Genomic DNA, 23,813 nt, shown 5'->3' with positions numbered 1-23,813 from the left:
TGAATGGGCGCGGGGCGGGTTTACGGCCTGTTCGGTGTATCAGGCCTGAGGTTGCCAGCCGCCACCCAGTGCCTTGTAAATGGCTACGATGCCGCGGTACAGCTCGATTTCTGCCTGTGCCTGAGAGTCTTCAGCGGCCAGACGCTCGCGCTCGGCATCCAGCAGGACCAGGAAGTCCGCTGTGCCTTCGCGGTACTGCACTGAAGCCAGCCTGGCTGCGGAGCGACTCGCATCGCTTTGGCGCATCAGCGAAACCAGCCGTTGCTGGCGTTTGTCGTAATCGCTGAAGGCGTTCTCCGACTCCTCCAGGGCAAGCAATACCTGCTGCTCATAGTTGGCCAGCGCGCCCTCGGCGTCGGCATCGGCGCTGCGAATCTGCGCCCTGACGCTGCCCAGATCGAAAGCTGCCCAGGTGATGCTGGGGCCGAGTGACCAGGCTTTGGCCGCTGACGAACCGATCTGTGAGCCGCGGCCAGCGGTAAAGCCCAGAAAACCGCTCAGACTGACCCGTGGAAACAGGTCAGCGGTCGCCACGCCGATGCGTGCGGTCGAGGCGGCCAGTTGGCGCTCTGCGGCGCGAATGTCGGGCCGATTGCGCAGCACCTGTGTCGGATCGCCAATCGGCAGGGCCTTGGCGATAGCAGGCAGTTTGCTCGGGCTCAGGTCGACACTGAGGTTTTCCGGGCGCTCGCCCAGCAACGTGGCGATACGATTGCGCTGGCGAACCTGCTCGGCCTGCAACTGCGGTACGGTCGCTTCAACGGCTGCCAGTCGTGCCTCGGCACGCACCACGTCCAGTTCATTGCCCACGCCGGCATCACGCAGCTGGGTGGTCACGTCCTGAGAGCTCTGCTGGTTTTTCAGGTTGTCGCGGGCGATGGCTTCACGCAGCTGTGCGCCGCGTAGCTGCCCGTAGGCGTCGACCACCTCGGCAATCAGAGTCACCTGAAGCTGATACAGATTGGCTTCGGCGGCTTCCTGATCGGCATCGCTGGCTTCCAGTTGGCGCTGAATACGTCCGAACAGGTCGACCTCCCAGGCCATGTCCAGGCCAAGGTCATACCGCTCGCTATTGACGCGCCGCTCGGTAACACCAGGTTGTTGACCCTTGCCCAGGTCACTGCTGGCCCGGCTGGTGATCACCGGCATGGCGTCGTTGGCAACGTCATCGCGAATCGCCCGTGCAGCTTTCAGGCGGGCAAAGGCAACACGCAGATCGCGGTTGCCGTCCAGCGACCGGGCCACCAGTTTATTGAGGGTAGGGTCCTCAAACTGCTGCCACCAGACGGTGTCCACTTTGCTGCGGTCATAGTTGCCCTGGGCTGCGGACGCCAGTTGTGCTGGCGCCGTAACCGGTGCCTTGTAGTCCGGGCCGACGGCGCAGGCTGTCAGCGCCATGACCAGCAGGCTCGGGAGGAAGAGTTTTAACGCGCTCATCAATGCATCTCCGCAGGCAGGTTTTGCAGTCTTTGTGCCTTGGCGGCCTTGCGGGCCTCCTGGCGTTCGACGTAATTACGGATAAGCACGTAGAACACCGGCGTCAGCAGCAGGCCGAAGAACGTGACCCCCAGCATCCCGGAGAACACGGCGACCCCCATGGCATGGCGCATTTCTGCACCTGCACCGCTGGAAAGCACCAGTGGTACTACGCCCATGATGAACGCGAAGGACGTCATCAGAATCGGACGCAGGCGCAGTCGGCATGCTTCCAGGACAGCATCCAGCGGGCTCATGCCCTCGGCCTGTTTGTCCTTGGCGAACTCGACGATCAGAATCGCGTTCTTGCACGCCAGGCCCACCAGTACGATCAGCCCGATCTGGGTGAAGATGTTGTTATCGCTACCGGCAATCATCACCCCGGCAATCGCCGAAAGCAGGGTCATTGGTACGATCAGGATCACCGCCAGTGGCAGGCTCCAGCTTTCGTACTGAGCCGCCAGTACCAAAAATGCCAGCAGAACACACAGCGGGAAGACGAACAGCGCCGTGTTGCCCGAAAGAATCTGTTGGTACGTAAGGTCAGTCCACTCGTAAACCATGCCGTTGGGCAGCTCTTCACGCAGCAGTTTCTCGACCGCCGCCTGCGCCTGACCAGAGCTGAAGCCCGGACCGGCAGCACCGTTGATTTCTGCCGTTATGAAGCCGTTGTAGTGCATTACGCGGTCGGGACCTGCGGTGTCACTGACTTTTACGAAGGTTGCCAGCGGGATCATTTCCCCCAGATTGTTGCGCACCTTGAGCTGACCGATCTGGTCGGCATCCTGACGGAACTGCTGCTCTGCCTGGACATTGACCTGATACGTGCGGCCAAAACGGTTGAAGTCGTTGGCATACAGCGAGCCCAGATAAACCTGCAGGGTGTCAAAGATATCGCTGACCGCAACGCCATGCGTCTTGGCCTTCTCGCGGTCGATGGCAGCATCCACCTGCGGCACGTTGACGGTGTAGCTGGTGAACAACCCGGCCAGTTCCGGCACGCTGCGGCTCTTGGCAATGATGTTCTGGGTTTCCTTGTACAACTCGTCGTAACCCAGGTTGCCACGGTCCTCTATCTGCAGTCGGAAACCGCCGATGGTGCCTAGCCCCTGTACCGGAGGTGGCGGGAAGATCGCCATGTACGCTTCCTGGATAGAGGCGAACTGGCCGTTCAGGGCGCCGGCAATGGCGTTGGCCGACAGGCTGGGGTCCTTGCGCTCGTCAAACGGTTTGAGGGCGACGAACACCACGCCGTTGTTCGGGCTGTTGGTGAAGCCGTTGATCGACAGGCCGGGGAAGGCAATCGCGTTTTCCACGCCCGGCTGTTTGAGTGCCAGCTCGGACATGCGCTTGATGACGTCTTCGGTTCGGTCGAGGCTGGCAGCGTCCGGCAGTTGGGCAAAGGCCACCAGGTACTGCTTGTCCTGGCTGGGAACAAAACCGGTCGGCGTGCTGGCGAAACCCAGCCAGGTCAGGACCATCAGGCCTGCATACACCAACAGCGCGATGCCGCTGCTGCGAATGACTCTCGCGACGGTGCCGACATAGCCATGGCTGGCTTTTTCGAAGAAGCGGTTGAACGGACGGAACAGCCAGCCGCCAAGGATTCTTTCAAGGAAACGCGAGAAACGATCCTTGGGCGCATCGTGGCCTTTGAGCAGTACCGCGGCCAGCGCAGGCGACAGGGTCAGCGAGTTGAAGGCCGAAATCACTGTCGAGATGGCGATGGTCAGTGCGAACTGCTTGTAGAACTGTCCGGTCAGGCCGGAAATGAACGCTGCCGGTACGAACACCGCGCACAGCACCAGCGCGGTGGCGATGATCGGTCCAGTCACTTCGGCCATGGCCTTGTGCGTGGCCTCAACCGGTTCAAGCCCCAGCTCGATGTTTCGTTCGACGTTCTCCACCACCACGATGGCGTCGTCCACCACGATGCCGATTGCCAGCACCAGCCCGAACAATGACAGCGCGTTCAGAGAGAAGCCGAACATGTGCATGACGGCAAAGGTGCCGATCAGCGACACCGGTACGGCCACCAGCGGGATGATCGAAGCGCGCCAGGTCTGCAGGAACAGGATCACCACCAGCACGACCAGGATCAGTGCTTCAAACAGGGTGTGAATCACCGCCTCGATGGAGCCGCGCACGAAGATCGTCGGGTCATAGACGATGCTGTAGTCCATGCCTTCCGGGAAGCTCTTTTTCAGCTCGGCCATTCTGGCCCGTACATCGTTGGAGATGTCGATGGCGTTGGAGCCGGGCCGCTGGAAAATAGGGATGGCCACGGCAGGCTGATTGTTCAGCAGCGAGCGCAGCGCATACTGGCTGGAGCCCAGCTCGATGCGTGCAACGTCCTTCAGACGAGTGATTTCGCCATCAGCGCCTGCACGAACCACAACGTTTTCGAACTCCTCCTCGGTGACCAGACGGCCCTGGGTGTTGATCGACATCTGAAAACTGGTGGCATTCGGCGAGGGCGGGGAGCCCAGCTGACCTGCGGCAACCTGACGGTTCTGCTCGCGAATCGCATTGACCACATCGGTGGCGGTCAGGTTGCGTGAGGCAGTCTTGTTCGGGTCCAGCCAGACCCGCAGCGAATAGTCGCCCATACCGAACAGTTGCACGTCACCGACACCGCCCAGTCGCGCGAGCTCATCCTTGATGTTGAGCACGGCGTAGTTGGACAGGTACAGCATGTCGTAGCGCTGGTCCGGCGAGGTCAGGTGCACAACCATGGTCAGGTCGGGGGAGGCCTTGTCCACGGTAATGCCGATGCGCGTCACTTCTTCCGGCAGCTTGGGCTCGCTGCGGGTCACGCGGTTCTGCACCTGCACCTGCGCATTGTCCAGGTCAGTACCCAGTGCGAAGGTGATGGTCAGGGTCAGCTTGCCATCGGCAGTGGCCTGCGAAGACATATAGAGCATGCCTTCGACACCGGTGATGGCCTGTTCCAGCGGCGAGGCTACGGTTTCGCCGATCACCTTGGGGTTGGCGCCGGGAAAGTTGGCGCGCACGACTACCGTGGGCGGCACTACTTCCGGGTATTCACTGATCGGCAGCTGGAACAGTGAGATAGCACCGGCGATCAGGATCAGCAGCGACAGCACTGCGGCAAAGATCGGCCGGGAAATAAAGAATTTGGAGAAGTTCATCGGACAAGTCCCTTAGCCGCGCGGCGCAGTGGCGCTGGCGATTTTGACGGCCGCTTTGGGCGCCACTTGTGGCAGGTTGCTGGCTTCGAGGGCCTGGCGTTGTTTGAGCAATGCTGCGAGGGTGTCGGCACTGGCCATCGGTGTCACTTCAGGGTCCACAGGCTGGCCGGGACGCACGCGCTGCAAGCCTTTGACGACGATGGTGTCGTCCTTGCCCAGACCGTTACGGACAATGCGCAGGCCTTCGATTTTCGGGCCCAGCTCGACAGCCCGATAGGCAGGCTTGTTGTCCTTGTCCATGACCAGCACAAACTTCTTGCCCAGGTCGGTGCCCACTGCTTCGTCATTGATCAGCACCGCTGAGTAAGTGCCGCTGCCCACCAGTTTCAGACGGGCATACAGGCCGGGGGTGAAATCCCCGTCGGCGTTATCGAACACCGCACGACCGCGAATGGTGCCGGTCTTGGGGTTGACCTGGTTGTCGACAAAGTTCATCTGGCCCAGGTGCGGGTTGCCGGTTTCATTGGACAGGCCCAGGTACACCGGAGTGGTCTGGCCGCGCTGGCCTTTGCGGGCCAGCTCGGTGTACTTGAGGAACACGCGTTCGTCAGCGTCGAAGTAGGCGTAGACCTTGTCGGTGGAGACCACGCTGGTCAGCGCGGTGACATCTGCAGTCACAATGTTGCCAGCAGTGATTTCTGCGCGACTGACACGACCTGTAATCGGTGCGGTAACACGGGTAAAACTGAGGTTCAGTCGAGCCAGATCCAGCTGCGCCTGAATGGCCGCGACACCGGCCTTGGCTTCCTGCGCCGAGGTGGTGCGCGAGTCGGCCAGCTCGGCGGAAATCGCGTTGTTGGTACGCAGACGCTCGCCGCGCTGGGCTTCATTGTCACTGCGCAGTGCAACGGCACGGGCCTGTTGCAGCTGCGCCTCAAGACGACGAACTTCGGACTGGAACGGGCGCGGGTCGATCTGGAAAAGAAGGTCGCCTTTCTTGACCAGCGAACCGTCGGTGAACGCTACCTGATCGATCTGACCAGACACCCTTGGGCGAACCTCGACGGTTTCCGGCGCTTCAAGACGACCCGTGAATTCATCCCATTCGTTGATCGGCTGCTCCAGCACCTTGGCCACGCTGACCTTGGCTGCGCCAGGCGCACTGGTGGCTTCCGGCGCGCGGCCGCAAGCACTGATAACGATAAGGGCGAGGGCGGTGAGAGGGTAGCGCAGATGGCTGAGTGTCTGGTGCATGGGAAGTTCCGCCGATAGTAAGGAATGGGCGGATTCTGTTGCGCACAGGGTGTTATTAACGAATCGAATAAACCGAAGGTTACTATCACTGGCAATGATGAGTACCCATAGGTCTTCGAAAACCTGCCTCCGGGTGACCCGCAAGGTGGATGGTGGCCAGGCATTTGGGGCTGAGAATGCTCCCCTTATGGCGAGCCAAAAAGCTCATGTCATATTGCTATCTATTCGATCAATCTTTGCAATCGCCGCCGCTATCAAGTTGTCCAGCGAACAGTCGATCCTTGAGTATTACGATAAATCCCGAGGAAAATTTTGATGAAGTCGACATGGCTGGACAATTTGAAGGTCAGCAAAAAGCTGAGTATAGGCTTCGGTCTGATACTACTGGGTGTGCTGACGGTCACCGCGATCGGCTACCTCAGCACCAACCTGCTGATCGAGCGGCTGGGCAAGGCAGCCAAAGTTTCTGAAGTAAAGGCCGATGCGCTAAGCCTCAGGATCGCTGCGCAGGCCTATACTGCCAAGCCTGACGCGAGCAATTCGCAGGGCTACACGGTCGCTCTGGACAACCTGGGCAAGACCATCGAGGACGGCCTGAAGCTTCTGACTGTTCCGGCCAATGCCGATATTCTCAGAGGTATTCGCGATCAGGTGGGTGGCTTGAGACAAACGTTCAGCCAGTTGGTCGATAATAATCGGCAAATTGATCAGGCCATGCAGCCGTTGATCACCATTTCCGAGCAGGTGAGCGGAAGCTTCGAGACACTCCTGCAAAAGACCTTCGACGACGTTTCCCGCTCGCTGGATCAAAGCGGTATCGACCAGGTAAAGATTGCCGGCGACCTGCGCAATGGCATGACCAGTTTTCGCCTGGTGTTTCGCCGTTATATCAGTATTCCGACCGCTGAAAACAGGCAGATCACCTTCGATGCTGCCGACTCACTGATCGCTCAGGTGAGCAGTGCGCGCAACCAATTGCCGAACAAGGCCGGCCCGGCAGTGGATGAAGCGCTCAGGGCACTGCAACAGTACAAATCGTTGATGGTCTCCATCTCGCAACTGATGCAACAGAGCGATCAGATTCGCGACAGCCTTCGCCAGCAGTCAATGGACATCGTCACCAGTACCGAAAAGCTGATGGCGGGCCAGGTGGTCAGTGCCAATAAAGAAAAAGACAGCGCGGTCACCCAGTTGCTCACGGTGGCGGTGATCGTATTGCTGCTGGGCATCTTCGCGGCGATCCTGATTACCCGTCAGATTACTCGTCCGCTCGATTCCACGGTGATCGCTGCGCGTCGAATTGCCGACGGCGATCTGACCAATGACCTCAGCACCACTCGCCAGGATGAGCTGGGCCTGCTGCAAAACACCATGCACCAGATGACCGTATCGTTGCGCACCCTGATTGGCGGTATCAGTAATGGTGTGACACAGATCGCCACGGCGGCCGAGGAGCTTTCAGCCGTCAGCGAACAGACCAGCGCGGGCGTCACTCAGCAGAAACTGGAAGTCGATCAGGTGGCGACCGCCATGAACCAGATGGCGTCCACCGTTCAGGAAGTGGCGCAGAACACTGAAGATGCATCGCAGGCCGCCAGACAGGCCAGTGATCGTGCTGCTCATGGCAGCAGCGTGGTGCAACACGCCACGCGTGAAATCAGCCAGCTTGCCGGTGAAGTGGGGCAACTGGGCGAGGCCATGCAGCGCCTGATACAGGACAGTGACAAGATTGGCGGTGTAATCGATGTGATCAAGGCGGTCGCAGAACAAACCAACCTGTTGGCCCTCAACGCGGCGATCGAAGCCGCACGTGCGGGTGAGCAGGGGCGTGGCTTTGCCGTGGTGGCCGATGAGGTGCGCTCGCTGGCTCAGCGTACACAGTCATCCACGACTGAAATCGAGGCGCTGATAAAGTCCTTGCAAGATGGCACCGGCGCGGCATCGGAGCTGATGAATGCCAGCCGTCAACGTACCGAAGGCACAGTGGCGCTGGCGCGGCAGGCCGAAGAATCGCTGCTTGAAATCACTCATTCGATTGGGACCATCGAACAGATGAGCCAACAGATTTCTGCTGCCGCTGAAGAGCAGAGCGCCGTCACCGACGAAATCAATCGCAGTGTCATCAGCGTACGGGACATCGCCGATCAGTCGGCCACGGCCACTGAGCAGAGCGCGGCGTCTACCGTGGAACTGGCGCGCCTGGGCAGCAACCTGCAGGACATGGTTGCGCGCTTCCGGATCTGATTGCCGCCACTTTCAAAAAGTCGCGAGGCCCAAAAGTCTCACCCTGCAAAAAGAGCAGCGCTGGCAATCAGCGCTGCTCCACCAACTGCAAAAACCTTCGGGTTCGCTCGTTTTGCGGATTCAGCAGAATTTCGCCCGGGGTGCCGTCTGCCACGATGCGGCCTCCCTCCATGAACAGCACCCGGTCAGCGATGTCCTGAGCGAATTTCATCTCGTGGGTCACCAGTAACATGGTCATCTGAAACTCGTGGGCAATCGAGCGAATCACTGACAGCACCTCGCCGACCAGCTCCGGGTCGAGCGCCGAGGTGACTTCATCGAACAACATGACCTGCGGGCGCATGGCCAGCGCTCTGGCAATCGCTACACGTTGTTGCTGACCACCGGAAAGCTGGCTCGGGTAGGCATCGGCCTTGTGAGCGAGCCCGACCAGCCCAAGGTATTGATGCGCGCGCTCAAGGGCCTCTTCGCGAGGCAGTCTGAGTACCCGTAACGGCGCTTCGGTGACATTTTCCTGAACAGTGAGGTGTGGGAACAGATTGAACTGCTGGAACACCATGCCAACCCGATGCTCGACCGGAGCCTTGCGTGCGCCGGGCCAGTGCCATAGGGATTTGCGCGCGGGCACTGTTTCGCCTGCGACTTCTATGCTGCCTTGCTGATAGTTTTCCAGCCCCTTGATGAGGCGCAATACCGTTGATTTACCCGAGCCACTGGGGCCGATCAAGGCGACTTTCTGACCTTGAGGAATGCTCAGGTCCAGATGGTCGATGATCCGGTTGCGGCCGAAGTCCTTGACCACGTGTTTCAGCTGTATCTGCGCAATGGTGACGGGTGGGATTGCGGTGTGTGCGAGATCAGACATGGCTGCGCCTTTCCAGGTATTTGAACAGCAACGAGGTCGGCACACTGATCGCCAGAAACATCAGCGCCATCACTGTGTACGGTTCGTTGTAACGATAGGTCATGCCGGCGATCTGCTTGGCAGCCTGAAACAGTTCAGGGATGGTAATCACCGCCAGAAGCGGCGTTTCCTTGAACATGCCGATCAGGTAATTGCCGAGCACCGGCAGCATGGGTTTCAACGCTTGCGGCAGGATAATGCGCCGCCAGGTGTCGCCACGGCTGAAGTCCAGCGCGCGTGCGGCTTCCCATTGCCCGGCAGGGATGTCATCGATGGCACCGCGATACGCTTCGGCAATGTAGGCCGCGTAATAGCAGCCAAGACCTATCACACCGGTAGTGATGGCCGGGAAGGTGATGCCCGCCAGCGGCAGCGCGAAGAACAGCACATACAACTGGACCATCAACGGCGTATTACGGAAAAAGCTCAGGTAGCCTTTGCTCAGGCGATGCACGATGGTTATCTGCGAGCGCAGTGTCAGGGCCAGGATCAGACCGAGCAAAACCGCGAGCAGGAACCCCAGCACCACGACCTGCACGGTCACCAGCAAGCCCTGAAACAGCTCCGGCAGAATCGACCAAGCGAATGCGATATCAAACTCCATCGTTCATCCCCTGGCCGTGCGCCACGCGGTGGCGTGCTGCTCATAACGCTTGACCAGCCAGCTCAATGGCCAGGCCATCACGAAATAGCAGACCAGCACGATGCTCCAGATCAGCGTTTGCTGGCCCAGCGTGGTGATCAATTGACTGCCGGTAAAGGTCAGGTCGGTGAGGGTAATGAGGGAAACCAGTGAGGTGGTTTTCAGCAGCTCGACCAATTGGTTGCCCATCGGCGGGATCATGAACGGCAGGGCCTGCGGCAGAATTATTCGCCGAAACGCGCTTATCGGCCCGAAATCCAGCGCACGCACAGCGTCACGTTGACCCTGGCTGACGTTGATCAGTGCCGAGCGAATGATTTCCGCGCCATACGCCGAAAACGTCAGCCCCAGCCCCAGCACGCCGGTGGTCATGGGGGACAGGCGGATGCCGAACAGCGGCAGAATGAAGAACAGGTAAAACAGCAGCACCAATGCCGAGATGCCACGCAGCACCTCGACATACACCGTGGCGAACCAGCGTAACGCCCTGAATGGCGACAGGCGCATCAGGGCGATTACAAACGAGAGCACCAGCACCAGCAGTTCGGCAAGCACAGTGATCTGCAGGGTGATCCAGGCGCCGTGGGCCAGTTGTCTGGCAATGAAACCTGCGGTTTCCAGTGTTGCAGCATCAACAGGCATGGCCGTACTCGTGTGGGTCAGGGCCGTTTACTGCGCGCCCTTGCGGGGCGGGGCAGATCATGGGTTGCAGCGTTGGGCTGCGGTGATGGCCGGGTCAGCCAGTTCGTTTTCGGTGTAACCGTACTTCTGCAGGATTTTCAGCAGCTCGCCCGACGCCCGGAGTTTGGCCAGTTGTTCGTTGAAAGCCTGTTCGAAGGCCGGATCGTTTTTTGGCAGGCCGTAGGCGTGGTAATTCCAGCCCGGTTTGCCACTGGCGTCCGGAATCTGCTCGAAAGGCAAGGCGCGCTCGATGTCCGGACTGTTGGCTTTCTTGATCAGACTGATGACTTCGGCATCCGGGAAATACACCACGTCCACGCGACCCGCCTGCAAGGCGGCCAATGCCTCGGTGTCCTTGTCGAACAACACAACGTTGCCGTTGGCGATACCGCTGTCTTTGGCTTCCTGAACCTGATTGCTGCCAGGTTGAGTGGCCAGGCGCACCTTGGCGTTGCTGGCGACGTCCTTGAGGCTGTGCAGGTTCAGCGGGTTGCCGGTTTTGACAATGAACGCACCGCCGGATCGCGTCACCGGGTTGGAGAACGCGATGACCTTGCAGCGATTCGGATTGATGAACAGGCCTGCACCGATCAAGTCGAAACGACCTGCTGCCAGACCCGGCACCAGCGAACCGAAGTCAGTGATAGGCGTCTCGATCTGCTTGATGCCCAGCGGTTCGAGAACCGCCCGCAGTATCTCGACGTTGGCCCCGGTGGCTTTGCCATCGGTGCCGATGTAGGCATAGGGCTGTTCGTTGGCGATGCCAGCGGTCAGGCCGTCAGTGCGGCCTTTTTCCAGCAGTCCGGCCAGGGCGGGAAACGAAATAACGGCATTCAGCAACAGCGCTGAACCCATCAGGGCTGGGAACGACAGGGGGTTGATGCCTTTCATTGCGAGTGCTCGAAGTAGGGGGGATAGGGGCTTCTTGCTGATGCGGCCTGAACATGCGAGTCAGGTGCGCAAGTTGGCCTGGTATTGCCTGCATCCTGCTTCGGCAACGTTTGGTGCATAAGATGAAACTCTATAGCTATTAAAAAGATAATTTAAATATCGATAAGGAATATGCATATACGCAGTCGCCGACGCCATGGACTCCAAACGTCGTGCGACCAATTGATGTAAACCCAGGTATTTGTCAGTGCATCCCTGTTTGTAACTCCAGACGCCGGCCAGGTATCGCAGCAATCAACTCCTGGGTGTAAGCCGCTTCAGGTCTGGCAAAAACATCCTTGGCCAGACCCTGCTCGACGGTCTTGCCATGCTTGAGCACCAGCACCTGGTGGGCAACGCTGGCGACGACTGCCAGGTCGTGGGAAACCAGCACGTAGGCGATGCCGGATTCGGATTGCAGTTCGACCAGCAAGTCGAGAATCTGCGCCTGCACCGACACGTCCAGTGCCGAAACCGGCTCATCGAGCAGCAGCAGATCCGGTTGCAGGGCCAGCGCTCTGGCAATTGCTACGCGCTGACGCTGGCCACCGGAAAGCTCGCGGGGCAGCCGGTCCAGATACGCCACGGGCAAGTGCACTCGCTCAATCAACTGGCGCGCGGCCTGCTCCAGTTCGCGGCCTTTGAGCAGGCCAAACGAGACCAGTGGCTCGACGATGCTCTCGAATAGCGTGAAGCGCGGATCAAGTGCCGCGAACGGGTTTTGTTGCACTAACTGGATACGCCGCCGCAGTGGTCTGAATTCGCGCCAGCCCAGGTCGGTAACATCCTGGCCGTCCAGCAAAACTCGCCCGTGGGTGGGTTTTTCCAGGCCCAGCGCAATGCGCAGTGCAGTACTTTTGCCAGAGCCGGACTCGCCGACGATGGCCAGGGTCTGGCCGGGATAAACCTTGAAGTTGACGTCCTGCAATGCCTGGAAGCCTGTGTCTTCACCTTTCACGTAGGGCAGGCGATAGGTCTTGCCGATGTTGCTCAGGGTCAGCAGAGGCGTGTCGCTGCTCGATACCGGACGCACTGTTGCCGGGCTCTTGCGTTGGCCGAAAGCCGGTGCTGCCGCGATCAGTGCGCGCGTATAGGTATGGCGAGGCGTGATGAGTATCTGTTGCGGCGGGCCTTGTTCGACCAGCTCGCCCTTGTTCATCACCAGCACACGGTCAGCACGATCGGCAGCCACGCCGAGATCGTGGGTAATGATCAGCAGGGAAATGCCGCGCTCGGCCACCAGGCGTTGCAGGTGATCAAGGATTTTGCGCTGCACTGTCACGTCCAGAGCGCTGGTGGGCTCATCGGCGATGATCAGGCGAGGATTGCCCGCCAACGCGATGGCGATCAGCACGCGCTGGCGCATGCCACCGGATAGCTCGTGCGGGTACTGGCGGGCGCGCAATACCGGCTTGTCCAGACCGACCTGTTGCAGCAACTCCAGCACATCGGCATCCACCGCCGGGTAACGTCGGCCATTGGCCTGAATCAGTGCTTCGGCAATTTGCCGGCCGATGCGCAGGGTAGGGTTGAGGCCGACCATCGGGTCTTGCGGCACCAGACCGATCACGCTGCCGCGAACCCGACGTTTTTCTCGCTCGCAAGCGTGGCTCAGGTCTTGACCATCGACGTGCAGCTCGCCGCCTGTGATGGTCGCGTTGTCTGGCAACAGGCCGAGTATGGCGTTGGCCAGGGTCGACTTGCCGGACCCGGATTCACCGACAATTGCCACGGTTTCACCCCTGGCCACCTGAAACGAGACGCCGCGTACGGCCTGGTTGGTCTGGCCGTCGAAACGGTAGGCGACACCCAGATGACGAATGTCGATCAGTTGAGCGGTATCGGTCATCGTTGAGTCTCTTCCAGAGTGCGGGCGATGTGATTGAAGCTGAACACTACGCCAACCACGAACAGGCCCGGCAGCAGCGACACCCAGGGCGCGGTCATCAGGAAGTGACGACCGTTGGCGATCAGCGTGCCCCATTCGGCAGCCGGTGGTTCGGCACCGAAGCCAAGGAAACTCAGCCCGGCAGTCGCCAGAATCGCTGCACCGAAATCCAGTGTGGCAAGCACCGCCACTGGGCCCCAGGCGTTGGGCAGAATGTGGCGCAGCAGGGTTCGGGTCCAGCTGGCACCGCCCAGACGCGCCGCTTCGACGTAAGGCAGGGTCTTGACGCGCAGCACTTCGGCGCGGGTTGTGCGGGCGAAGCCGGGGATGATCCCTACACCCACCGCGATGGCCACCGGAATGGTGCCGAAACCGATGGCGGTGACAATCGCCAGCGCCAGTAACAGGCCGGGCAGGGCCAGCAATACATCGATCAGGCGCATGATCACCGCATCGATGCGCCCGCCTGCAAAACCGGAAATCACCCCCAGGCTTAGGCCTCCGGCCATGGCGATGCCCACCGCCAGCAATGCGGCCTGTACCGAAAGGCTAGACCCGTGCACCACGCGGGTGTAGAGATCACGGCCCAGTTCATCGGTGCCGAACCAGTGCGCGGCATTTGGTGCGGTGAGTTTGTCGCTGGGCGAGGTGGCGTAAGGTGCGTAGCTGCTTAGCAGGTTGGGTGCCAGCGCCGCCAGCAACGCAAAGGCGACCATTGCCACGGCGAGCAGAAACCCCGGACGGCGCAGCAGGGGCTTGGCGGCCTCCACGGCGCGACTCAGGCTGCTGCGTCGCTGCCACTGCGCGGCAGGTGCGTTTTTGCCGGGAAGGTTTTGAGCGGAATCAACAAGGCGGGTCAGGCGCGCAAGGCGGTTGTCGAAGATAGTCATGGCGTCAGGAGACCTTTGGCGTGTGGGCGATGCGCGGATCCAGCGCGGGGTACAACAGATCAACGATCAGATTGACCACGACGAAAGCAGCTGCCGAGACTGCAACGATGGCCAGCACCACCGGAATGTCCTGGCGCAGCACGGCCTCCTGGGCAAGACGACCGACCCCGGAGCGGGCGAAAATGGTTTCCACCAGCACGGCACCGGACACGGTGTTGCCCACTTGCAGACCGATCAGCGTCAACAGCGGCAAGGCAGCGTTCTTGAACGCATGGCGGGCCTGAACCTGGGCGCGAGTGAGGCCCTTGGCGTAGGCGGTAATGATGTAGGGCTCTTTCCAGACGCCCTGAAAGCCGCGTTGCAAAACCTGCGCGTACACCGCAGCGCTGGGGATCGCCAGTGTGACGGCGGGCAATATCAGGCTGGAAAAACCCTGATTGCCGGTTGCTGGAAACCAGCCAAGGCTGAATGCGAACAGCTGAATGAACAACAGGCCCATCCAGAATACCGGTACTGAGAAGCCCAGCGACGGCAGCCGGGACAAGGCGACCTTCAACGGCTGCCAGCGCACGTAGGCGGTGAGATAAGCCAGCCCGACGCCACCGATCAGCGACAGAACAATGGCCAGCCCGGCCAGGCTCAGGGTTTGCGGCAAACGTTCGACCAGCAGTTCCGAAACCGGACGATTGAGTGTCAGCGAATTGCCGAAGTCACCCTGAACAGCGCCCCACAGCAGGTCGACATATTGCTCGAAGACGCCTCGGTCCAGCCCGTAATAGAGCTTGGCTTGAGCCAGGTCCTGCGCGGACAGGGAGTCGATTTCGACACCTGAGGCGCTGAGCATGATCGACAGGGTATCGCCGGGCAGCAGATACAGAATGAAATAGGTGATGCTGTAGGCACCCCAGAGTACCAGCAGCGCCTGGGCGATCCGGCTGAGGATATAACGGCTCATGGCGTGGCGATCTCGATGTCGTTGAACAGCGCAAAGCCTTCCGCCGTCCAGTGGAAGTTACGCACGTTTTTCGCCGTGGCGGCTTGCCAGACCCGCTCGTAGACCGGGAATGCCGAACCTTCATCGATCAGCAGGTCCTGCAGGTCGCCATAGGCTTTTGCGCGTTGTTCGCTGCGCGTGGCGGTCAGCCCGGCGTCAAACAGTTCCAGGGCTTTGGCCAGTGTTTGCGGTGCGTAAAGATTGGTCGCCAATGTCGAGCTGTTGGCGCTGCGCGGGTCGATGATGGTCTGCAGGATGATCGGGTCGGCGCGGGTCATGTAGGTGGACGTCAGGTCATAATTGCCTGCCGCATTGGCAGCTGCCCATTCGGCGGTAGTAACCACGTTGAGCTTGAGCTCGATACCCACCTTGCGCAGCTGATCCTGAATCAGCACATCACCAGCGGTTTCAGCGGGGGACAGGTTGTAGGCCAGCTTCAGTCGTTTGCCGTCCTTGTATCGATAGCCGTCGGCGTTCTTCTGCCAGCCAGCTTCGTCGAGCAAGCGCTCTGCACCCTGAGGATCATAGGCCAGTCTGTCGGATTGATTTTTGTAAAACGGCGTGGTGACGTCGTAGATACCCGACACCACCGGAAATTGCGGGTTGTAGACAGTGGCGGCGTAGGTCTTGCGGTCGATGGCCTTTTGCAGGGCCAGACGCACATTGCGGTCAGCGAGGATGCGATTGCCGCGCGTGTTGGGGTACATGTTCAGGGCCGGCCCTGGCAGCGAGCGGCTCTGGATGGTCGCGCCCCTGGATTTGAACAGGTTCAGGTCCACTTCGGAAAACGGGTTGCGTGGCCAGAGGATGTCGACCTGGCCTTGAACGAACTGGCCATTGCGCACGCTCTCTTCCGGAACGTAACTGACTTCGACCGCATCCAGATGCGCCTCACCCCTGTTCTGCGCATTGGCCGATGGCCAGGCATAGCCCTTGCGTTTGATCAGGCGCAAACCGCTTTCAGGCGTGTAGCGCTCCAGCACGAATGGCCCGGTGCCAATGATTGCACCCAGCGAGCGTTGCTTGACGCTGAGTGTGTAGGACTCCGGGGCGAGAATGGCAAGGTTGGTGGTGGAGGTGGCTTGCAGAAAGCCCGCATTTGGCGTGGCCAGCACCAGTTTTACAGTGAAATCGTCCACGACTTCGGCGTGGTCATAACCCTTCAGGTAGGTCGCGCCAAAGGTTGCAGGTAATTGCGCGGCAAACGCTTTATTGCTGTCGTAGGCGGTTTTTACGGCCTGTGCGTCGAAGCGCGTGCCATTGCTGAACGTCACATCCTTGCGCAAGTGGAAGGTGTACTCCAGCGCGTTTTCACTGACGTCCCAGCGCTCTGCCAGCCAGGGAATGATAGTGCCGGTCTGTGGGTTCTGATCGGTCAGCGACTCGGCGACATTACGCAGCACCACGCGGTGCTCGAGCCAGTACACCTGGAACGGATCAAGGCTGACCAGCGTGGTGTTGTCTCTGAAGAAAGCGACTTTGAGCGTCTTGCTTGCCTGGCCTTCCTGACCAGAGGGCGAGCAGCCGAGCAGGGTGAGGGCAGTAATGGCGACGAATAACAGGCGTGCAAGAAGAGGGCGCACGGTCATCGCGCTGTCCTCCGATATACGAATCCGTGGGTGAAAGTCGAGGGTTGAGTGCGATGCATGGAAAAGTCCTCTTCAAGTCGAGCGCAGCGATCCGGCTGGTTTTAAGACCGTATGCTTATGGAAAGAGGCTGTAAAAGTATTTTTTCTTCTAAGCTAATATAGGTTTTTATGATTTATTTGATAATTTATTATGCTTTATAGGTATTTTGTGGTGCTTGGCTAATGTCTGCGGTGTAGGTTCGCAGCGATTCCAGGGAGAAGCGGGGTGGAACCTGTTCTTTCCTGATTGCCACCCATTGCTGATTTTACGGGTGAGTCAGCCCGCAGCATCAGGGCGCGCAGGCGAATCCAGCAGCGGAATTGTCGCTGAGTATCCTGATCACGCAGCCCAGGCAGGTCTGATTGCAGTGGATGGTTTGCGAACCGGCTTGATGCCGGTTCGTTCGTTTACAAGGTGGCTCCCGCCGCGCCTGCCTTGCTCTTGAGCTCTGCTTCAAGGCGGTCAATGAACAGGCGCACCCTGTGGGGAACGCGCTGGCGTGTTGGCAGCACTGCCGTGACAGACAGCTGTTCGGGCATGGCATCTTCGAAGTCCACCTGCTGAAGGCTGCCTTCGTTGATTTCCTGTCGGACATCCCAATAGGTCAGCATGGCCAGTCCCATACCTTGTTTACATGCCGTGCGCACGGCCTCGACGCTGTTGGCAGAGAAGGGGCCCTGAGCGCGAATGGTGATGGGCTCGCCGTTTTTTGTGAACGACCACCAGGGCATTGCGTGCAAGGCAATGCACGGGTGGTGTCTGAGTTCGTCGAGTAGCGCTGGTTTGCCGTGCCTCGCCAGGTAGTCTGGGCTTGCACACACCACCCGTGGGTTGGGCGCCAGCGACCTGGCCACCAGAGCCGAGTCGCGTATCGTGGCAATCCGGATGGCGACATCGATTCCCAGTCCGGCGATGTCGACAATGCTGTCCGACAGCGTCAGGTCGATACTCAGTGCCGGGTTTTCCAGCATCAATGCGGGCAGCAGCGGCATGATGACTGTCTGACCAAACACACTCGGTGCCGTGACCCGCAAAACGCCGTTGGCAGAGCCTGCATCAGCCTTCAGCGTGGTGCGAGCGGTCTCGCTTGCTTCCAGCATGGTTTTGGCATGAGGCAGAAAAACTTCGCCTTCCGCCGTCAGCGATACCGAGCGGGTTGTACGGTGAACCAGCCTCACGCTCAGGTCGTTTTCCAGCGCTGCCAAACGTCTGGAAACCGCCATGGGAGATAACCCGAGTCGACGGGCCGCTTCGGACAGGCTCCTGCTGGATGCAATGGCCGCAAATACCTCTATGTCAGAAATTTGCACAGGTTCTATCCATTTCCGTTAAAGCGCCTTATCTGAACGGCTGGGTTCCAATGGGCTGCCACAGCACTTACCGTCATGCAGGTTATGTCAGCTGCTGCGGGCAATTCGCAGGCGATCTGCACAGTGAGGGTTTGAAGTATGAGCGAGATAAACAAACACGTTACAGCCCCGTTCGACATGGGTCATCTGAAACTGAAGAACAGGTTTGCGGTAGCACCCATGACACGCGTGAGCGCGGACGAGCAGGGCAATGCAACGCAGAACATGACGCGCTATTACGAGCGGTTCGCCAAGGGTGGTTTTGGCCTGATCATCACCGAGGGCAGCTATACAGATCGCAGTTCTTCCCAAGGCTACCGCTTCCAGCCCGGGCTCACCGATGACGAGCAGGCTCAGGCATGGCGTGCTGCCACCGATGCCGTTCATCGCCATGGCAGTGCGATGATTGCGCAGATCATGCACGCGGGGGCACTCAGCCAGGCCAATCGTTTCGTCAACGAGTCGGCTGGCCCTTCGGCCATTCGTCCCAAGGGCGAGCAGATGGCGTTCTATTACGGCGCGGGCAGCTACCGGATTCCGCGAGCCATGAGCGACAAGGATATCGCCGAGGCCATCGACGGGTTCGCCCGTGCCACGCAGCTGGCTTTGGGCACTGCGGGCTTTGACGGTGTCGAGATTCACGGCGCAAATGGTTATTTGCTGGACCAGTTTCTGACCGACTACAGCAATCAGCGTACCGATCGATGGGGAGGTGATGTTCAGCAGCGCCTGCGCCTGACGCTCGATGTCATTGCCGAAGTGAAAAAAATGGCCGGGCAGGCACCGGTCGGTGTGCGCCTTTCACAGGGCAAGGTCAACGACTTCCAACATAAATGGGCGGGAGGCGAGCGCGATGCCGAGATCATTTTCGGTACGCTGGCAGATGCCGGAGTCGATTACATTCATGTGACGGAACACGAAGCATGGCAACCTGCTTTTGCCCAGGGTGACGCCAGTCTGGTCAAACTGGCCCGTCGCTACGCGCCCGATGTTGCGCTGATCGCCAATGGCGGCCTGCACGACCCGGAAAAAGCCGAGCAGGTGCTGCGCGAGGGTGCAGACATCATCGCCGTGGGCAAGGGCGCCCTGGCAAACCCGGACCTGCCGCGGCTGCTGCTCGAAGGCCGAGCAGCCCGCGACTTTGATCCGGCCATCCTCGGGCCGATTGCCAACATCAAGGACAGCGAACTGGTCTGATTGCTTCTGATGAGTATCAGCGCGGGATAAGCGTGCTTAATGCCAAGTCGATAGGCGTTGCGCCCTGGGTCAGTTCGATGATCTGCCGGGATATCCCGGGTCGTTCGACCAAAGCAGCCAGGACGGCGGCTACGTCATCGCGTGGTATTTCGCCATACGCAATGGCCAGGCCTGCGCTGACCTTACCGCTGCCCTGGCTGTCGACCAGGGTGCCCGGTCTGAGAATCACCCAGTCCAGTTCTGAAGATGCCAGATACACATCGGCTTGTTTTTTAACCCGCATGTAATTCTCGAAACCGGCTGAAGTGTCTGTGCCGCGCGCAGCTTCAGGAAATGCCGACACCAGCAGGAAGCGATTTGCCTTGGCAAGCAACGCGGCTGCCACGGCGGTTTCCAGGCCCTTGCCATCGATGGCATTGGTCAGCTCGATGCCCGCGCCGCCAGCCCCGGCAGTGAAAACCACCACATCGCTGCCTGCCATCAAACCGGCCAGTCGAGACGCATCCAGCTCGCTGAGGTTGCCTAGCAAGGGCAGGGCGCCGGTGTCTTTTATGGCCGCTGACTGCTCTTCCTTGCGGTGCAGTGCGAGCACTTCGTGACCGTTGTCGGCAAGGTTTTTTACAAGGCGTCGGCCGATCTTTCCGGCGGCGCCGATGACGAAAATTTTTGACATGAGATCTTCCTCTGGTGAGTCGTGCGCCGCTGCTGAGTAGCGTCGGCGCATTTCAGCCGGGTTAACCTTCGAACTGATGGTAAACCTTGGCAATCACTTTCCAACTGCCGTCGATTTTTATCAGAGTCAGGTAGTCATTGTAGTCCGCACCGATAGCGTCCTTTTCCATATCAATCCGCACCACTGCCGTGGTTGGCGTGATGGCAAGGACATCCAGACGCGTTGTGATGTCTGGAGCGGTACCGTTGCTTTCGACGAATGTGTACAGGTTGCTGATCGGTCCGCCCAGTAGTTGACCATTGGTGAAGCCATACATCACAGCGTCCTTGTGAAAAGCTTCTGCGATAGCGGCAACGCTGCCTGTGCGCAAGCCGTCTACGTACTTGCTGGCCGTTGCGATAACTGCGTTGTAGTCGTTGGTCGGGACTGTTTTGATGTTTTTGCTCATGGGGGGCTCCTGGTTTAAAACAAACTGATTCTGGTGCTGCTGTGGTTTCAATAGTTACCCGGTGGCCAGTCCGTATAGCCCTTGGCACCACCACCGTAGTAAGAGTCACGCGGGGCAATGGTCAGTTCGGCACCATGGCGCAGACGCGCAACGAGATCGGGGTTGGAGATAAACAAGCGGCCGAAAGCCACTGCGTCGATCTTGCCTTGTGCGCGTCGCTCTACCGCCATCTTCAGGTCATAGTTATTGTTGCCAATGAACGGGCCATTGAACTGGGTACTTAGCGCGTCCATGTCGACACCTTCAGGCACTTCACGGGACGTGGCAGTGGCGCCTTCGACAAAGTGCAGGTAGGCGAGATTGAGTGTGTTCAGTTGCTGGATGAGATAACCATGAAGGCCCATGACGTTGCTGTCAGGGGCGGTGTTACCGGCATCCGGCGTCACCGGCGACAGGCGAATACCTACGCGCTCACTGCCCCAGATATCCACGATGGCCCTGGTTACTTCAAGCGTCAGGCGGGCGCGGTTTTCTATCGAGCCGCCGTACTGATCGGTTCGCTGATTGGTGGAGTCGCGCAGAAACTGGTCCAGCAGGTAGCTGTTCGCCGAGTGGACTTCAACGCCATCGAACCCGGCACGCTTGGCGTTTTCTGCCGCGTGTTTGTATTGCTCGATGATCCCGGGGATTTCGTCAGTTTCAAGCGCGCGCGGCATGGACACCGCTACGAACCCGTCGACGGTGTAGGTATTGCCCTCGGCCTTGATGGCGGAGGGAGCGACCGGTGCCTCACCATTGGGTTGCAGGTCGACACTGGAGAAACGACCTACGTGCCAAAGCTGGCTGACGATCCTGCCTCCAGCGGCGTGTACCGCATCTGTGACTTTCCTCCAGCCCGCCACTTGCTCTTCGCTCCAGATGCCAGGCGTTGCGGCATAGCCTCGACCTTGAGCGGAAATGTTTGTCGCTTCGCTCACAATCAACCCTGCTGTAGCGCGCTGTGCGTAGTAGGTTGCGTGTAATTGATCGGGAACGCCGTCCTCGTCGTAGCGACTGCGAGTGACGGGGGCCATGACAATACGGTTGGCCAGCTTGATCGAGCCCATCTGCATGGGTGAGAAAAGGTCGGTGGTAGTGCGTGAGTCGTTCATCAATTACCTCTGTTAGTGGACCGGTCGTCTACTAAAAAATTAAAAAAACGCGTGCTAACGCAGCAGGCGCTTGGTCATGGTCAGTGCTTTATCGAAAGACTCTGTGGACTTGTTCACCTTCACCAGAAGGGAAGCACCAAGCCAGAGTTGGTAGAGGGATTGCGCGAAGCCTTCATGGTCTCCCTCGGGATGAATGCTGCCATCGGCCGCACCCATGTCTACGCAAGCAGTAATACGTTTGATAATTTTGGCTGTACCGACTTCGAGCACGCCACGCATGTCCTCGGACAAGTCGCAAACTTCCGCTCCCAGCTTGACGACCAGGCACTTGCCTTCGGGAAGTTCGGTGCCTTGGGTTTCTGCCCAGTAATTAAAGTAGGCCAGCAGCCGCTCGGCTCCGCTGCCGGGACGCGCCATAAGTGCATCGATTCGGCCCAGGTATTCGGAAAAATACTCTTCCAGCAGTGCCTGACCAAATTCTTCTTTCGATTTGAAATAGTAATAGAACGAACCCTTGGGTACACCGGCCGTGCTTAAAACCTCAGCGAGGCCGACGGCGGTATAGCCTTTGTTCGTCATGAGCGATCTGGCCACATTGATGATGTGCTGTCGCATGTCTTGGGCTGGTTTCTTCATAATGTCGAGCATCCTAAATTGAAATAGACCAGTCGTCTACAAAAAATCGAAATTTACTGCATGGAAAAACCGCAATCGGTGGCAATAGCGCAGCTCATAAACAAAAATAATTTGTGCTTATGAAAAATTTATATTGATTTATTTTAGGTTAGCGTCGCTTTAGCATGAAGCTACCTTGAAAAAGCCGTCGGGCAGGGATCGTACCGTCCGACCTCATAAGCCAATAAGAGCTGTAATCGGAGTCCTGATGAGTCTTTCTCCTTTCCATCTTGCAATCCCTGTTTACGATCTGGCCGCGACACGTACCTTTTACGGCGAAGTGTTCGGTCTTTCAGAAGGACGCTCCAGCGCCCAGTGGGTCGATTTCGACTTCTACGGCCACCAGTTAGTGATTCACGAGCACCCGAAAACCGCTTCTCAAGAGAGTGTTCACAGCAACCCGGTGGACGGTCATGACGTACCGGTCCCGCACTTCGGCATCATTCTGGAATGGGCCCAGTGGGAGGCCCTGGCGGAACGCTTGAAATCCTTCGGCACCGAGTTCGTCATCGAACCCTACATTCGATTCAAAGGCCAGGTCGGTGAACAGGCGACCATGTTCCTGTTCGATCCCTGTGGTAATGCCCTTGAGTTCAAGGCCTTCAAAGACATGAGCCAGCTCTTCGCAAAATGATAAAAGGCCTGGCGCGCAACATTGTGCCAGACCCTCTTGAGTGATCAGCAAGTCCTGAGTCAGTGCTTGTTCAGGGCCTGCTGGTTAATCAGTCCGACCAGCGCTTGCACGGGCTCGCTCAGGCTGCGACGAGCGCGATGTACCAGCCCGATATCGCGATGAAAGGTGTGTTGTTGCAAATCGATGGAACGCACACCAGCAGGCCAGTCCTGACTGCTCGCGGTTTCTGGGACCAGTGCGACACCCACGCCATTGGCCACCAGTTTGATGATCGCATCCAGTTCATCAAGCTCGCATACCTCGCGCAGCGAGACATGGGTTTGCCGCAGGAACCGGTCAACCTGACGGCCGCCAAACGACGATCGGTCGTAGCGAATGAATGGGTGAGCTGAAACCAGCTCCGACCAGTCATCCCCCGGCGTATCGGCAGGGACGATAAGCCGGTAGGGCTCGCGCACCAAGGTAGTCCATCGCAAGTCACTGTGCAGCGAGAAGGGTGGGCGAATGATCGCGGCCATGTCGATCTCGCCAGCGTCCACCTGATTGACCAGATCCATGGACAGCCCCGGGATGACACGCGTCCTGCACGCGGCGAATCGTTGGTGAAACTCGGCAAGCGCCTGCGGCAGAAATGAGCGCTGTACAGAGGCAATCGCGCCGATAGTCACCAATACGTTAGCGGGCAACCCCACCGTAGCAGTGCCCAGGGCGTTGAATTGGCGCACCAGGTCCTGCCCCTGTAACAGCACCTGTTGGCCCATTCGGTTGAGTTGGGCTGAACGTCCTTTTCGGTCAAACAGCTCGACACCGAGTTCCGCCTCCAGACGTTGCATCTGCGCACTGACGGCGGCCTGAGTGAGCCCTATCTTGCTGCCGGCAGCCGCAAAAGTCCCTTCTCTGGCCACGGCAATAAATGTTTTCAGTTCTTTGATCATGGTCAAATAATAATTGTATTTTTACTGAAAATGCTTTTATTAAATTTGTTATTGGCGGGTTGCCCC

20 protein-coding genes and 1 pseudogene are annotated in these 23,813 nt (G+C 59.0%); 4 read left to right on the top strand and 17 right to left on the bottom strand.

Annotation, left to right across the window (positions count from 1 at the left end):
• Positions 1 to 39: 39 nt before the first annotated feature.
• Genes RYB09_RS12350 through mexE form a run of 3 tightly spaced genes read right to left on the bottom strand, consistent with a single transcriptional unit; the run spans position 40 to position 5,882 of the window.
• Entirely contained in the window at positions 40 to 1,437 is a 1,398-nt protein-coding gene (locus RYB09_RS12350) for a TolC family protein (RefSeq protein WP_316888659.1), read from the bottom strand.
• Positions 1,437 to 4,628, bottom strand: a complete 3,192-nt coding sequence (locus tag RYB09_RS12345; protein ID WP_316888657.1) for an efflux RND transporter permease subunit — start codon at positions 4,626 to 4,628, stop codon at positions 1,437 to 1,439. Before RYB09_RS12345 ends, RYB09_RS12350 begins: the two co-directional genes overlap by 1 nt.
• A 12-nt stretch (positions 4,629 to 4,640) precedes the next feature.
• Positions 4,641 to 5,882, bottom strand: coding sequence for a multidrug efflux RND transporter periplasmic adaptor subunit MexE (mexE, locus tag RYB09_RS12340; RefSeq protein WP_230016323.1), 1,242 nt, complete (start codon positions 5,880 to 5,882; stop codon positions 4,641 to 4,643).
• Positions 5,883 to 6,197: 315 nt separating this feature from the next.
• On the opposite strand from mexE, the pseudogene RYB09_RS27215 reads away from it, so the two are divergent.
• Positions 6,198 to 7,220, top strand: a pseudogene (locus RYB09_RS27215) (methyl-accepting chemotaxis protein); the annotation flags it as partial.
• 33 nt (positions 7,221 to 7,253) lie between these two features.
• Positions 7,254 to 8,126: a methyl-accepting chemotaxis protein gene (locus tag RYB09_RS27210; protein ID WP_371875240.1), complete on the top strand. Its 873-nt coding sequence runs from the start codon at positions 7,254 to 7,256 to the stop codon at positions 8,124 to 8,126.
• A 67-nt stretch (positions 8,127 to 8,193) separates the two neighbouring features.
• On the opposite strand, the gene RYB09_RS12330 is transcribed toward RYB09_RS27210, so the two are convergent.
• The 9 genes from RYB09_RS12330 to RYB09_RS12290 all read right to left on the bottom strand — a co-directional run bounded on the left by RYB09_RS12330 (position 8,194) and on the right by RYB09_RS12290 (position 17,995).
• Complete coding sequence (locus tag RYB09_RS12330) at positions 8,194 to 8,991, bottom strand: amino acid ABC transporter ATP-binding protein (RefSeq protein ID WP_316888654.1); 798 nt, start codon at positions 8,989 to 8,991, stop codon at positions 8,194 to 8,196.
• The gene (ehuD, locus tag RYB09_RS12325) at positions 8,984 to 9,634 is read right to left on the bottom strand and encodes an ectoine/hydroxyectoine ABC transporter permease subunit EhuD (RefSeq protein ID WP_004664960.1); all 651 of its coding nucleotides are present in this window, start codon (positions 9,632 to 9,634) and stop codon (positions 8,984 to 8,986) included. Before ehuD ends, RYB09_RS12330 begins: the two co-directional genes overlap by 8 nt.
• Before the next feature lie 3 nt (positions 9,635 to 9,637).
• Positions 9,638 to 10,315, bottom strand: coding sequence for an ectoine/hydroxyectoine ABC transporter permease subunit EhuC (gene ehuC, locus RYB09_RS12320; RefSeq protein ID WP_003383635.1), 678 nt, complete (start codon positions 10,313 to 10,315; stop codon positions 9,638 to 9,640).
• 57 nt (positions 10,316 to 10,372) lie between these two features.
• On the bottom strand, positions 10,373 to 11,245 hold the full coding sequence (gene ehuB / locus RYB09_RS12315; protein WP_219169203.1) for an ectoine/hydroxyectoine ABC transporter substrate-binding protein EhuB: 873 nt from the start codon (positions 11,243 to 11,245) through the stop codon (positions 10,373 to 10,375).
• A gap of 244 nt (positions 11,246 to 11,489) precedes the next feature.
• The gene (locus RYB09_RS12310) at positions 11,490 to 13,133 is read right to left on the bottom strand and encodes a dipeptide ABC transporter ATP-binding protein (protein ID WP_219169201.1); all 1,644 of its coding nucleotides are present in this window, start codon (positions 13,131 to 13,133) and stop codon (positions 11,490 to 11,492) included.
• Positions 13,130 to 14,062 (bottom strand): ABC transporter permease, encoded by a 933-nt coding sequence (locus tag RYB09_RS12305; RefSeq protein ID WP_080394920.1) that lies wholly within the window; start codon positions 14,060 to 14,062, stop codon positions 13,130 to 13,132. Before RYB09_RS12305 ends, RYB09_RS12310 begins: the two co-directional genes overlap by 4 nt.
• A 4-nt stretch (positions 14,063 to 14,066) precedes the next feature.
• Positions 14,067 to 15,017, bottom strand: a complete 951-nt coding sequence (locus RYB09_RS12300; protein ID WP_044317386.1) for an ABC transporter permease — start codon at positions 15,015 to 15,017, stop codon at positions 14,067 to 14,069.
• Complete coding sequence (locus RYB09_RS12295) at positions 15,014 to 16,645, bottom strand: ABC transporter substrate-binding protein (protein ID WP_316888650.1); 1,632 nt, start codon at positions 16,643 to 16,645, stop codon at positions 15,014 to 15,016. The genes RYB09_RS12300 and RYB09_RS12295 overlap by 4 nt, the downstream gene beginning before the upstream one ends.
• A gap of 447 nt (positions 16,646 to 17,092) precedes the next feature.
• On the bottom strand, positions 17,093 to 17,995 hold the full coding sequence (locus RYB09_RS12290; RefSeq protein WP_122260022.1) for a LysR family transcriptional regulator: 903 nt from the start codon (positions 17,993 to 17,995) through the stop codon (positions 17,093 to 17,095).
• A 138-nt stretch (positions 17,996 to 18,133) separates the two neighbouring features.
• Between RYB09_RS12290 and RYB09_RS12285 the strand changes: the two genes are divergently transcribed.
• A complete protein-coding gene (locus RYB09_RS12285; protein ID WP_058402300.1) occupies positions 18,134 to 19,231 on the top strand; it encodes an NADH:flavin oxidoreductase in 1,098 nt (365 codons plus the stop codon).
• A gap of 16 nt (positions 19,232 to 19,247) precedes the next feature.
• Here the strand turns inward: RYB09_RS12285 and RYB09_RS12280 are convergent, their stop codons facing one another.
• The 4 genes from RYB09_RS12280 to RYB09_RS12265 form a co-directional block, all read right to left on the bottom strand.
• Positions 19,248 to 19,904 (bottom strand): NAD(P)H-binding protein, encoded by a 657-nt coding sequence (locus RYB09_RS12280; protein WP_058402301.1) that lies wholly within the window; start codon positions 19,902 to 19,904, stop codon positions 19,248 to 19,250.
• A gap of 61 nt (positions 19,905 to 19,965) precedes the next feature.
• Positions 19,966 to 20,352, bottom strand: a complete 387-nt coding sequence (locus tag RYB09_RS12275; protein ID WP_058402302.1) for a nuclear transport factor 2 family protein — start codon at positions 20,350 to 20,352, stop codon at positions 19,966 to 19,968.
• A gap of 47 nt (positions 20,353 to 20,399) precedes the next feature.
• Complete coding sequence (locus RYB09_RS12270) at positions 20,400 to 21,503, bottom strand: alkene reductase (protein WP_058402303.1); 1,104 nt, start codon at positions 21,501 to 21,503, stop codon at positions 20,400 to 20,402.
• Positions 21,504 to 21,557: 54 nt separating this feature from the next.
• Complete coding sequence (locus RYB09_RS12265) at positions 21,558 to 22,139, bottom strand: TetR/AcrR family transcriptional regulator (RefSeq protein WP_316888645.1); 582 nt, start codon at positions 22,137 to 22,139, stop codon at positions 21,558 to 21,560.
• 247 nt (positions 22,140 to 22,386) lie between these two features.
• Between RYB09_RS12265 and RYB09_RS12260 the strand changes: the two genes are divergently transcribed.
• Positions 22,387 to 22,812: a VOC family protein gene (locus RYB09_RS12260; RefSeq protein WP_024660034.1), complete on the top strand. Its 426-nt coding sequence runs from the start codon at positions 22,387 to 22,389 to the stop codon at positions 22,810 to 22,812.
• Between the two features lie 59 nt (positions 22,813 to 22,871).
• On the opposite strand, the gene RYB09_RS12255 is transcribed toward RYB09_RS12260, so the two are convergent.
• On the bottom strand, positions 22,872 to 23,747 hold the full coding sequence (locus RYB09_RS12255) for a LysR family transcriptional regulator (RefSeq protein ID WP_122260058.1): 876 nt from the start codon (positions 23,745 to 23,747) through the stop codon (positions 22,872 to 22,874).
• Between the last annotated feature and the right edge of the window lie 66 nt (positions 23,748 to 23,813).

The organism is Pseudomonas syringae group sp. J254-4 (assembly GCF_032586855.1).
Lineage (GTDB): Bacteria > Pseudomonadota > Gammaproteobacteria > Pseudomonadales > Pseudomonadaceae > Aquipseudomonas > Aquipseudomonas amygdali.
The sequence above is the reverse complement of the archived record's forward strand: the minus strand, read 5'-3'. Positions and strand labels throughout refer to the sequence as shown.